12 protein-coding genes are annotated in these 13,477 nt (G+C 26.4%); 11 read left to right on the top strand and 1 reads right to left on the bottom strand.

All coding sequences use genetic code 11. The features are described 5' to 3' along the window. Positions 1–21: 21 nt before the first annotated feature. Positions 22–849, bottom strand: a complete 828-nt coding sequence (locus KXZ80_RS10440; RefSeq protein WP_021433419.1) for a hypothetical protein — start codon at positions 847–849, stop codon at positions 22–24. Positions 850–991: 142 nt separating this feature from the next. Here KXZ80_RS10440 and KXZ80_RS10435 point away from each other — a divergent pair, with 142 nt between their 5' ends. The 11 genes from KXZ80_RS10435 (at position 992) to KXZ80_RS10385 (ending at position 13,307) form a co-directional block, all read left to right on the top strand. Beyond that, positions 992–1,669 (top strand): response regulator transcription factor, encoded by a 678-nt coding sequence (locus KXZ80_RS10435; RefSeq protein ID WP_021433418.1) that lies wholly within the window; start codon positions 992–994, stop codon positions 1,667–1,669. Beyond that, a complete protein-coding gene (locus KXZ80_RS10430) occupies positions 1,666–2,679 on the top strand; it encodes a sensor histidine kinase (protein ID WP_021433417.1) in 1,014 nt (337 codons plus the stop codon). Before KXZ80_RS10435 ends, KXZ80_RS10430 begins: the two co-directional genes overlap by 4 nt. 102 nt (positions 2,680–2,781) lie before the next feature. Continuing rightward, positions 2,782–3,537, top strand: a complete 756-nt coding sequence (locus KXZ80_RS10425) for an ABC transporter ATP-binding protein (RefSeq protein WP_021433416.1) — start codon at positions 2,782–2,784, stop codon at positions 3,535–3,537. Beyond that, positions 3,524–5,401, top strand: coding sequence for an FtsX-like permease family protein (locus KXZ80_RS10420; RefSeq protein WP_021433415.1), 1,878 nt, complete (start codon positions 3,524–3,526; stop codon positions 5,399–5,401). Before KXZ80_RS10425 ends, KXZ80_RS10420 begins: the two co-directional genes overlap by 14 nt. Before the next feature lie 174 nt (positions 5,402–5,575). Beyond that, a complete protein-coding gene (locus tag KXZ80_RS10415) occupies positions 5,576–6,244 on the top strand; it encodes a response regulator transcription factor (protein ID WP_021431171.1) in 669 nt (222 codons plus the stop codon). Then, a complete protein-coding gene (locus KXZ80_RS10410; protein ID WP_021433414.1) occupies positions 6,231–7,475 on the top strand; it encodes a sensor histidine kinase in 1,245 nt (414 codons plus the stop codon). The genes KXZ80_RS10415 and KXZ80_RS10410 overlap by 14 nt, the downstream gene beginning before the upstream one ends. Before the next feature lie 150 nt (positions 7,476–7,625). Continuing rightward, positions 7,626–8,321: a FadR/GntR family transcriptional regulator gene (locus tag KXZ80_RS10405; RefSeq protein ID WP_021433413.1), complete on the top strand. Its 696-nt coding sequence runs from the start codon at positions 7,626–7,628 to the stop codon at positions 8,319–8,321. Positions 8,322–8,586: 265 nt separating this feature from the next. Then, complete coding sequence (gene larA, locus KXZ80_RS10400; protein WP_021433412.1) at positions 8,587–9,858, top strand: nickel-dependent lactate racemase; 1,272 nt, start codon at positions 8,587–8,589, stop codon at positions 9,856–9,858. Between the two features lie 13 nt (positions 9,859–9,871). Next, complete coding sequence (locus tag KXZ80_RS10395; RefSeq protein WP_021433411.1) at positions 9,872–10,654, top strand: electron transfer flavoprotein subunit beta/FixA family protein; 783 nt, start codon at positions 9,872–9,874, stop codon at positions 10,652–10,654. A 13-nt stretch (positions 10,655–10,667) separates the two neighbouring features. Next, positions 10,668–11,897, top strand: a complete 1,230-nt coding sequence (locus KXZ80_RS10390; RefSeq protein ID WP_021433410.1) for an electron transfer flavoprotein subunit alpha/FixB family protein — start codon at positions 10,668–10,670, stop codon at positions 11,895–11,897. A gap of 18 nt (positions 11,898–11,915) precedes the next feature. Beyond that, a complete protein-coding gene (locus KXZ80_RS10385) occupies positions 11,916–13,307 on the top strand; it encodes an FAD-binding oxidoreductase (RefSeq protein ID WP_021433409.1) in 1,392 nt (463 codons plus the stop codon). Positions 13,308–13,477: the final 170 nt, after the last annotated feature.

Here is a 13,477-nt window from a genome sequence, read left to right as displayed (position 1 = left end):
TTTCTATATTATAACAATTACTCACCTTTTTATAATATTTATCAAAAATGATACAAAAAGTGTTAATAATGAAAAAATTAAACCTACAGTTAAAAATAAAAAAACATAAACATTAAACTTAAATATCAAAATGTTTTTAAAAAAGTTAGCTTGATTAAATACATTGATAAAAAGAGTAAATATAAAAACAGTAATAAAACACACTATAAAACCTTTAAAGCTTCCTTTTAAATCAGCTAAACTTAAACTCATATGTGTAGCTATGGAATATATGAAAAATAGCATAATTAAGTGTTTAAAATCAGCTAAATATTTTAGTGATAACATACTCTTTAATATCAATAAAGTATCATTAATTAAAAGATTAAAAACTTTTAAATAGTCAGTTGACTCAAGGTATTTAATATATAAATCAATGTGTATATTATTTGTAAGGATTTGGTATGTATCATTAGAAAATAAAATTAAAAGTATCCATATAGACAAAGTACCAAAAATCATAGGAGCAATACCTATAAAGAAATTCCCAATTTGTTGATATAGGTTATTAGAATTATAAGTATGTTTTACATATCCTAAGACCCCATCTTCCTTATATTTAAGTGGTCTAAATAATTCAACTTTAACTATTTTATGGTTAAATATAAACGCCATTAGCATATGGCTTAACTCATGAACTACAGTTCCTATAAAACCAGTAAATACTATAAAGTTTATTCCAAGTGAGTTTTGTATAAGCTCATTATTTTTAGATTCAATTAAGTTTAATAAAATGCCAAACACTATAAAAACTCCTAAGATACTAGCTAAATTTAAAAAGCTTTCTATAAACGTATTAAAAATAATCATATTATTACCTCATTTTATTTTAAGTAAATTTTATTACAATATATTATCATAACTATGAATATTATATCAAATTATGAAATTTTAAAGTGTGCTATAATATATAATTGGCAAAATATATATTATGTTTTAAAAGGAGGGTATTATGATTGACATTTTTTTAGTAGAAGATGACAAAGCATTAAGTAGAGAAATTCATATGTGTTTAAGTAAATGGGGATATAGGACACATGAAGCAAAAAATTTGGATAATATAGCAGAAGAAGTTATAGCAATTAATCCTAAGTTGGTATTGATGGATATAAATTTACCATTTTATGATGGATTTTACTGGTGCAATAAAATAAGAAATATATTAAAAGTACCAATAATATTTATTTCATCTAGGGATAACGATATGGATATTGTTATGTCTATAAATATGGGAGCCGATGACTATATAATAAAACCTTTTTCAACTCAAGTATTAGTTGCAAAAGTACAAGCTATATTAAGAAGAACATACTCATACAACAATTCATTAAAAGTTGATATTGTAAAATATAAAGATGTAATTTTAAATATTTTAGAAAATAAGATTTATTTCAATGATCAGTTTGTTGAACTTAGCAAAAATGAGTTTAAAATAATTAATATATTAATGAACAATCAAGGAAGTATAGTTAGTAGAGACACGATAATAGAAGAATTATGGGATAGCGAAGAGTTTATAAGTGAAAATACTTTAACTGTAAATATAAATAGACTCAGAAAGACTTTAGAAAATATAGGTTTGAGCGATTTTATAGTTACTAAAAAAGGTCAGGGGTATTATATACAATGAATTTGAAAAATTATATAAAACAAGTTAAATTATCTATATATTTAGTTATATTTATAGTGGTTATAGTTAATATAAATATAATTGCAGATCTTAGATTAGAAAAGGTTTTGAATAGTTTAATATATATAGATACAATGATTTTAACTGTGTGCATTATTTTTTTTATATTAGGATATCGTTCATACATAAAAAACTATAAAAGCTTATTTGAATATATAAATAATAACAAAGCACATGAGTTTAAAAATAACAAATTAAAAGAAGTTATAGATAACAAATTATTAGAAAATGAAAATACCGTAGAAAGTTTGAAAAAAGAAATTGAAGAAATCAATGACTATATGACTAAATGGATACATGAGATTAAAATTCCTATTGCTGTTTTAGAAATTATTAGTCAAAGAGTAAAAGAGTTAGAAAATAAATATTTTGGGAATTATGAGTTACACAAACAAATAAATATAGAACTTAAAAGAATTGATAGTTTAGTTCAACAAGCTTTATATATCAGTAAAAGTGGAGATTATAGTTCTAACTTTTTAATAGAGGAAATAAATTTAGAAAAAATAGTAAAAGAAATTATAAAAAAGAATAAATATTTATTTATATACAATAAGATAGAGTTAAGAATAGGTAATTTAAATTATAACGTACTAAGTGATAAAAAATGGTTAATGCACATAATTGAACAAATAATAAATAATTCATGTAAATACATTGAAGAAGATGGTGTTGTAGAAATTTATTTGCAAAATTCGGAAACTGGAATAGAACTTCACATTAAGGATAATGGAATTGGTATAAAAACAGAGGATATAAATAGAGTATTTGATAAAGGTTATGTAGGCAAACATAACGAAATAACCAAATCTACAGGAATGGGGTTATATATATCAAAAAAAATATTAAATAAATTAAGTCATGATATAAGTATAGAATCAAAGGAAAGTGAATTTTGTAATGTATGTATAACATTCTATAAATTATCAGATTACTTCAATGTTACATAAGTGTAATATTAAGCCTCTGAACTGTAATGTAGATGGATAGATTACAAGGTAATTAGCTTATACAATATAAGTATAAAATAATTACAATTTGGAGGATAAGGTATGTTAAAAGTAATAAATTTAAATAAAAGTATTAAAAATAATAAAAATACATTTAAAATTCTAGAAAATATAAACTTAGAGGTCAAAGATGGAGAGTTTATAAGTATTATGGGGCCTTCTGGGGCAGGGAAAACTACGCTTTTAAATATAATGTCTACTATTGATAGACCTAGTGAAGGAAAAGTTTACTATGATAATGAGGATGTTCATTCTTTAAAAAATAAAGAATTATCTAGGTTTAGACGTGATAATATAGGTTTTATATTTCAAGACTATAATTTATTAGATAACATGAGTATAGAAGACAATATAGCACTACCTCTTGTTATAGCAAACGAAAAGCCTGATAAAATACAAAAAGAGGTTGAAAAACTAGCTAGTTTCTTTGGCATAAAAAAACATTTGAAAAGCTATCCATATGAATTATCAGGGGGACAAAAACAAAGAGTTGCAGCAGCAAGAGCCATCATAACTTCACCATCTATTATATTTGCGGATGAACCTACAGGAGCATTAGATTCAAAATCTGCATCAGAACTTTTAAATTGTTTAAAAGAGATGAATAAAAAATTTAATGTAACTATAATAATGGTTACACACGATGCATTTACAGCAAGTTACTCAGATAAAATTATTTTCATAAAAGATGGTAGGCTAAACACTAGAATCGATAGTAATGGAAATAGAAAAGATTTCTTTAAGCAAATAATGAACTTATTAACTTCTATGGGAGGTGAAGTAAGTGAATTTATTTAAGCTAAGTTTAATGAATATAAGACAAAGTATAAAAAACTATGGAGTTTATATTTTCTCTATGGTTTTCTCAATTGCTGTATTTTACAATTTCACAACTTTAATTTTCAGTAAACAATTCCTTGAAATAAAAGACTTAAATGCAGTATCTATGGCAGGAGGAATGTGCGCTTTTGTTCTAATATTTTTCTTTATATTTTTTATTTCTTACTCAAGTAAATTTTTTATAGAACAAAGAAAAAAAGAGTTTGGAATATACACATTTATGGGTGTTGAAAATAAGCAGATTGCACTGATGTTTTCATTAGAAGCACTTATAATTGGGCTAATATCAATGATAATTGGTATGGGTATTGGAATACTTTTGAATAAGATATTTTTAATGATTTTAGTTAAACTATCTTATGTAAATAAAGTAATAAATTTTGAGATAAACTTTATTTCAGTAATTCAGACTTTGCTAATATTTTTGATTATATTGATTGGTGTTTTTATAAAAGAATATATTTGTTTAATAAAAACAGATATAAGTAAACTTATAAATGCAAAAAAAATATACCAATTAGAAAATAACAAATTAAACAATACTAAAGGGGTCGTAGGATTTATAATAATTATTCTAGGGTACTTGTTTATATTAAAATATAAAGAAGCTAATGTGCCATTTACGATAGCTATAATGGCAACTGTAATTATGACCATTATAGGAACTCATTTTTTATTCAGAGGATTTTTCTCGATTTTTATAAGAAATATTATAAAAAATAAAAAGAGGTTATACTCAAAAACAAATATTGTAAGTTATAATAATATTATTTTTAGGATAAAAGATAATAATAAAACGTTAGCTCAAGCTGCAATATTAATAGCTTGTAGTTTGACTTGCATCATGGTTGCATTTTGTATGAGTTCGTGTTTTTCGTCAGGATTTGAAAATGAATACCCATATAGCATATATTATACAAGTGAAAACAAAAATGATGATAAGTCTTTAGATATGGCTGTAAATTTAAGTAACGAAGATGTTAAGTATAAAACTACTGTAGATTTAATTCCATACAAATCAAATTTAAGTATGTATATAAATGATGTGTATTTAGTTAAATATTCAGATGTAGAAAAGTTATTAAAACATGGAAAAGTAAAACATGAGAAAGATATAGAAAAAAACAAACCACAAAAAGGTGAGGCAATTTTGTTAGTAGATACAAGGGTTATGAATGCATTTAAAATAAATGATAATTTAAAAATAAGTAATGAATCAATAAAAATTAATAAAAATATACCTTCTAATATAATGGGACAATTAACTAATGGTACACTAGTCTTAAATGATAATGATTATGCAAATTTAAAAACTAAGTTAAATAAAAAAGAATTATATTTTAAAGGTATTACACTTAAAAATTTTGAAAACACTAACTCAATAGCCCAATACATGAGAGAAAATTCAAAAAGTGAAATTTATAGTGCTGATCAATTTGATAAAAGTGCATATTATGCTATAAATGGAGTGTACTTTGTAGGTTGTTTCTTAGCACTTGTATTTACAGTATCACTAGGTAGTATAATGTATTTTAAATGTATTCAAGATGCTAGTATAGATAAAGAAAGGTTTAATACTTTAAGAAAAATTGGAGTAAGTCAAGAATATATAAATAAAGCAGTGTTTAAGCAGTTAGGAATATTTTTTATACTCCCTGTTATAGTTGGGTCTATACATGGTATTGTAGCAGGATATGCTGTCAATTCTATGTTCAACTCAGATCATTTAGAACTTATAGGAGTATCATTAATTATATTTAGTTTTATATATTTAATTTTTTATATAATAAGTACTAAAAAATATATAAGTATAACGAAGTAAAGAACGTAAAATACGAGTAGAAAAATGACATGAATTATTTTTCTACTCGTATTTTTTATGCTAATATTTATATATAAACTAATTTTGTATAATGCAAAAATATATTCATAGAAAATTCATATGCAAATTATAATATATATATTAAGTGATTTTGAAATTTAGAGGAGAATTATAATGAAAAATAAAAATATATTAGTAATAGAAGATGATAGTAACATACAAGAATTGATAGTAGAATTTTTAAGTGCAGAAGGATATAGTGTAGAATCGGCAAATGATGGAATAGAGGGTATACAAGCTTTTAAAAAAGGTGAATTTGATTTGGTTATACTAGATGTAATGATGCCTAATTTAGATGGACATGCTGTATGTAAGATGATAAGGCAAAGTTCAGATGTACCTATAATATTTTTAACCGCATTAAATCAAGAGAGTGATCAAGTTAAAGGATTTGAATTAATGTGTGATGATTATATAACAAAACCTTTTTCATTTACTTTATTGATGAAAAGAGTAGAGGCTGTTTTAAGAAGAAGTTCTAAATATAATGAGTCTAATACATTAAGTTTTGAAAAGTTAAGTTTAGATTTAAACACATATCAAGCATTTTTAGATAATGAAGTAATAGAATTGACATTAAAAGAATTTAACATACTAAAGACTTTAATAGAAAATTATCCTCACGTAGTTACTAGAGAGAATTTATTAGATAGTGTATGGGGATATGATTACTATGGCGATACTAGAGTTGTAGATGCTCATATAAAAAATATAAGAAAAAAAATTGGAATTCCATATATAAAAACAGTGAAAGGAATAGGATACAGCCTTGATAAGAATTAGAAATAAATGGAAAGAATTAGCTATAAGTACAAAAATATTTTTAATAATAACAACATTGTCTATAGGGCTTATAGTAACTATATATCTTATTTTATACTTCTTATTACCACCTTATTATGAAAAATATAAGGTGGAGTCTATAAATGATAGATTGACGGTTTTAGCAGCGAGATCAAGAAGAGATGACTTAGAGGGATTAAAACAACATTTATATAAAATTTCACAGCGTGAAAATGTAGGTGTATTATTAAGAGACTCAAATGGAAAAGTTGAATATGGAAATAAAGAACTTTCATTTTTGCCGTATTCTAATAATATTAGTGACTCTTATGAAAACTATCAAAAAACTGTAGCTTTGTATATAAGAGACAGTGATACTCCATATTATTTGGATATAAGTATGCCACTTCAACCAGTAGATGAAGCAACTACAGTAATATTGGATTTAATGCCTATAATAATAGGTGTTGCTATAGTATTATCTATAATAACCTCATATGCATTCTCAAAATGGGTAACAAAACCTCTTATTGATATAATTGAAAGTGAAAGAATGCAAGAAGCTAAAAGAAAAGAGTTTATAGCAACTATATCTCATGAACTAAAAACACCAATAACCATTATAAGTGGGCAATTAGAAGGAATGATTTATAATATTGGTAAATATAAAGATCGTGATACATACTTGCAAAAATCATATGATTCTACTCAAGAATTAAAAACTCTAGTAGAAGAAATGATTCAGGTATCTAAATTTGAAATTTTGGAAAAAAAATCTGAAAGCAAAGAATTTGATTTAAATAGTTTAATAAATAAGCTTATAAAAAGACAAATGTATTTAATTGAAGAGAAAGAATTGAAATTAGATGTAAAATATCAAAGTGAAATATTTATAAATGCGGATGAAGAGAGAATAGCAAAAGCTATAAATAATTTAATAAACAATGCTATTAAGTATTCGCCGGAAAATGCGGACTTACTAATACGTTTATACAAGAAAGAAAATGCAATTTTAGAGATAGAAAATACAGGTATTACAATAGATGAAAAACATAAAGATAAATTATTTAAACCATTTTATAGAGTAGAAAAATCAAGAAATAGAAAAACTGGAGGAAGTGGACTTGGGCTTTATATAGTAAGTCAAATACTTAGAGAGCACGGTTTTAAATATAATATAAAAAACGGAAAAAACTCTGTTATATTTATAATAGAATTTAATGAAAATTAGAAAAAATGAAAGATGCTATTTGAAATTATTTTAAATGGCATCTTTTATTTTTTTTAAATGTATATATCAATATTAAAAAGTCGTTTAAGCAAATCAAATTTTTTTATAGTATAATATAAATGAAATATTTAAATATAAGGAGATATTGAATTGTTTAATAATATAACTAATGAAAAGATATATCAACAAGTTATAAATCAGATACAAAATATGATATTAGAAGGAAAACTTAAAAACGGAGATAAGCTAATGTCAGAACGTGAATTATCTCAAAAAATGGGAGTAAGTAGAACATCGATAAGAGAAGCACTTAGAGTTTTAGAAACTATGGGGATAATAGAAAGTAGACAAGGTGAAGGAAATTTTATTTGTAATAAAATTGAAACATCATTAATGCAACCTTTATCAATGATGTTTACTTTAAACAATGGAGACTATAAAGATATAATTGAATTAAGACAGATGATAGAACTAGAAGCAGTTAAGTTAGCAGCTATAAGAGGAACGGATGAAGAACTTGAAGAGTTGAAAATGATTTCACAAAGATTGACAAAAAAAGATGAAATTTATAATAAAGGCGAAATTGATAAAGAAATACATTATAAAATTACTTGCATGAGTAAGAACTTTTTGATAAAAAGTTTATATACAATATCATTAAATTTATTAGAAAATTTTATTATAAATTCAAGACAAAAGATAGTAGAATTTTACCATGAAGAAGAAACTTTAAATTTACAACACAAAAAAATCTGTGAGGCTATCATAGATAGAGATCCTGAAAGTGCATACAAATACATGAAAGAGCACTTAGATTTAATAAAATTTACTATGGAAAAAATATAGATTTCTAAATTTAGAAATCTATATTTTTTTATTTGAAAATATTTATCAATTTTAAAATGAATAAAAAGTAAATTGAAAATCAAATAATAATATATATTTTGTTAAAATAAAAACAATACTTGTAAATCTTTAGAAAATTTACTATCATGAAATTACAAACTGGTATGACCATAATACCAATGTTGATTAGAAACAGGAAAACGATTAAACAAACCTAAAACTATACGCTACTAAGTAGTGCTGCATTTCAAGAGGAGGGGCATAAATGGAGTTAAAAGTACCTTATTCAAAAACTGGTATGAACATAAATATACCAGATGAAAACATGATAAAAGTTTTGCAATCCAAAGCTCATGATTTTAAATCTCGATTAAGTGAAGGTGAGATAGTAAAACAAGCTTTAGATAATCCTATAGGAAGTGAAAAATTAGAAGATCTAGTTAAGGGAAAAAAAAGCATGGTTATAATAACTAGCGATCACACTAGACCTGTACCAAGTAGGATAACGTTACCTATAATGCTTAAGGAAATAAGAAATTCAAACCCTGATATAGATATAAAAATAATAATATCAACAGGGTTTCATAGACCTAGCACTAGAGAAGAACTTGTATATAAAATGGGAGAAGAAATAGTGGATAATGAGCAAATAATTATGCACTTTTCAACAGATGAACAAGCTATGGTCAAAGTTGGAACACTTCCATCTGGAGGAGATTTAATTGTAAATAAAGCAATTATAGAAACTGATTTATTAATAGCTGAAGGATTCATAGAACCACACTTTTTTGCAGGTTTTTCAGGTGGAAGAAAAAGTGTACTTCCAGGAGTTGCATCTGCTAAAACCATAATGTACAATCACTGTTCTGAATTTATAGATAGTCCTTACGCTAGAACAGGAAATCTAAAAAATAATCCAATTCATAGAGATATGTTGTATGCAGCGCAAAGCGTTAATTTAGACTTTATTTTAAATGTAGTCATAGATAAAGATAAAAAAGTTATAGGTGCTTTTGCAGGCGATGTTAAAGAAGCTCATGAGGTAGGCTGTGAATTTGTAACTAAACTATCAAAAGTTGATAAAGTTGATGCTGACATTGTAGTTAGTACAAATGGAGGTTATCCATTAGATCAAAATATATATCAAACTGTAAAAGGTATGACTGCAGCAGAAGCTACATGCAAAGATGGTGGAGTAATAATTATGATATCTGCATGTAATGATGGACATGGAGGTCAATCTTTTTATGATAGCGTAGCAAATGCATCTTCACCTAGTGAAATATTAGAAAAAGTAAGAAAAATTCCAAAAGATAAAACTATTCCAGACCAATGGGAGTTTCAAATATTAGCAAGAATTCTAGAAAAGTTTACAGTAATAATGGTTACGAACTTATGTGACCCTAATATGATTAAAGATATGCATATGAAACATGCACATAGTTTTGATGAAGCTTTAAAAATGGCTTTTGACATAAAAGGTAAAAACTCAAAAATAGCTGTTATACCTGATGGAGTATCAGTGATAGTAAAGTAAAGGGGGAAGCAATATGGAAATATTAGTATGTATAAAACAAGTTCCAGGAACATCTGAAGTAGAAGTAGATGAAAAGACAGGGGTTTTAAAAAGAGATGGAGTCGATTCTAAAATGAATCCATATGACTTGTACGCTCTTGAAACAGCATTAAGAATTAAAAAGGAAAATAATGCTAAAATAAAAGTTTTAAGTATGGGACCACCACAAGCAAAACAAGTAATTCAAGAAGCCTTTATGATGGGTGCTGACGAGGGTTCATTAGTCAGTGATAGAAAATTTGCAGGAGCTGATGTACTTGCAACTTCATATACAATTTCACAAGGAATTAAAAAGTTAGGGAACACTGATCTAATTATTTGTGGTAAGCAAACAACTGATGGGGATACTGCACAAGTTGGACCAGAAATAGCTGAGTTTTTAAATATAGCTCATGTAACAAATGTAACAAAATTAATTGAAACTAAAGAAAAAAGTATAGTAGTAGAAGTAGATATGCCTAATACTCGCGAAATTTGTGAAATTAAATTTCCTTGTTTAATAACAGTTGAAAAAGAGATTTTTCAACCAAGATTACCTTCTTTTAAGTTAAAACTTGAAACTAAAGATAGAGAAATACCAATGATTAGCCTTAATGATTTTGAAGACAAAGATGAAAAAAATTATGGATTAAATGGATCTCCAACTCAAGTTTTAAAAATTTTCCCACCTACTTCAAATGTAGAAAAAGAAACTTGGACGGGTGAAGAAGTATCATCTTTATTATTAAATAAAATAAAAGAGCTAAAATTAATATAAGGGGGAATTTAAAGTGGCTAAAATAGTTATAAATCAAGATGAAGTTACAGAAATGAAAAAAGTATTAGACATATGTCCTTTTGGTGCTATAGAGCTAAATAATGGAAAATTAGAAATTGGTGCAGGGTGTAAAATGTGTAAGATATGTGTAAAAACTGGACCAAAGGGTGTATTTGAATTCGTAGAAGATGAAGTTATAAAAATAGATAAAGATAAATGGAAGGGTATAGCAGTATATGTTGATCATCATGAGGGCGATATACATCCCGTAACATTTGAATTAATAGGAAAAGCTAAAGAAATGGCAAAAAAAATAAATCAACCGGTTTACTGTATATTTGTTGGAAGTAATTTAGAAGGCAAAACAGATGCATTACTTTCTTATGGTGTAGATAATGTTTTTGTATATGATTACAAAGATTTAAAAGAGTTTAAGATTGAACCATATACTGCATGTGTAGAGGATTTTATCAAAGAAGTAAAACCAACTATATTACTATTTGGAGGAACTACAATTGGTAGAAGTTTAGCTCCAAGGCTTGCAGCTAGATTTAAAACTGGATTAACAGCAGATTGTACAATACTGGATGTTCAAGAAAATACTGACTTAGACCAAATAAGACCTGCTTTTGGTGGTAATATAATGGCACATATACATACACCAAATCATAGACCGCAGTTTGCTACAGTTAGATATAAAATATTTTCAGCTCCAGAAAAAGTTGACCATCCAACAGGTAAGGTTACCTTATGTAATATAGATGAAAATAAATTGAAATCTGATATAGAAGTTTTAGAAATTAACAATAAAACTAAAGAAGTAGGAATAGAAGATGCAGAAGTTATAATAGTTGGAAGTAGAGCTATTAAGAAAAAAGAAGACATGGAAATGCTATATAAATTAGCTGATTTACTAGGCGGGCAAGTTGCAGGAACAAGACCTTTAGTAGAATCTGGATGGATAGATGCTAAAAAACAAATTGGATTAAGTGGTAGGACTGTAAAGCCTAAGTTAATAATAACTTGTGGGGTATCAGGGGCTATACAGTTTGTTGCAGGGATGAATGGATCAGAATGTATAATATCTATAAATAAAGATGAAAAAGCTCCTATTTTTGATACAGCTCATTATGCGATTGTAGGAGATGTATATGATGTAATACCTAGACTTATTAAGGACTTAGAACTTGAAAAAACAAATGACTATGAAGTAATGGACGAAGTTGTAGCTACATTAGAATAAGGATCGGGGGAAAATACAATGTATAAAAAAATAGATGAAAAAGATATTGAATTTTTAAAAGGTGTATGTGGAGTTGAAAATATTTTAGTAGGAGAGGAAATAAATGAAGACTACTCTCATGATGAATTAGGAGGAGTTGAAAAATACCCTGAAGTTTTAGTAAATGTTCACAGCACAGAAGAAGTTTCTAAAATAATGAAATATGCATATGAAAATAACATACCTGTAACACCAAGAGGACAAGGAACTGGATTAGTTGGAGCCGCTGTAGCTATTTATGGTGGAATAATGATAAATTTAAGTCAAATGAATAAAATAATAGAGTTAGATGAAGAGAACTTAACATTAACAGTAGAACCTGGAGTATTACTTATGACTATAGGTCAATATGTAAGTGAAATGGATTTATTTTATCCTCCAGATCCAGGTGAAAAAAGTGCAACAATTGGTGGAAATATAAATACCAATGCAGGAGGAATGAGAGCTGTTAAATATGGAGTTACAAGAGACTATGTAAGAGGATTAGAAGTTGTACTTGCAAATGGAGAAGTAATTAATGTTGGCGGAAAAGTTGTAAAAAACAGTTCAGGTTATAGTATAAAAGATTTATTAGTTGGATCAGAAGGGACATTAGGAATAGTAACTAAAGCTATACTTAAATTATTGCCATTACCTAAAAAAGATATAAGTTTACTTATTCCGTTCCCAGATTTAGGAACAGCAATAGAGACAGTTCCAAAAATAATAAAATCTAAGTGTATACCAACTGCTATTGAGTTTATGGAAAGAGATGTAATACTTGCAGCAGAAGAATTTTTAGGTAAGAAATTCCCAGATAATACATCAGATGCGTACTTACTATTAAAATTTGATGGAAACAGTAAAGAAGAAATTGAAAAGGCATATGACCAAGTGGCAAAACTTTGTTTAGAGTGTGGAGCTTATGATGTATTTATCTCAGACACTCAAGAAAGAAATGAATCTATATGGTCAGCTAGGGGTGCATTTTTAGAAGCTATAAAAGCTACTACAACTGAAATGGATGAATGTGACGTTGTTGTGCCAAGAGATAAAGTGGCAGAATTTATAAAGTTTACGAATGAACTTCAAGAGACATTGAATGTAAGAATTAAAAGTTTTGGTCATGCAGGAGATGGAAACTTACACATATATATATTAAGAGATGAATTAAATAAATCTGAATGGGATACAAAGTTAAAAGAAACTTTTGAAAAGATGTATGAAAAATCTAGAGAACTTAGTGGTCAAGTTTCAGGAGAGCATGGAATTGGATATGCAAAAAAAGAATATTTAAATGAATCTCAAAGTGAATCATATATGGATATAATAAAAAATATAAAATTAGCGTTTGATGCTAAGAATATATTAAATCCAGGAAAAATATATTAAAACTTCATATAAATAAAAAGTCGATTTAAAATAATCGGCTTTTTTTATGTTTAAGAAAACTCTGATTACTAAAAAAGTGTATAGCCTATGAAACTTAGTTTATTAAAATAATAAAAAAAAATAATTTAATTGTATACAAAGTGAAAAAAATATAGTAAAATAATAAAATA

Source organism: Paraclostridium bifermentans (assembly GCF_019916025.1).
GTDB lineage: Bacteria > Bacillota > Clostridia > Peptostreptococcales > Peptostreptococcaceae > Paraclostridium > Paraclostridium bifermentans.
This window is presented reverse-complemented; position numbering and strand designations above follow the sequence as displayed.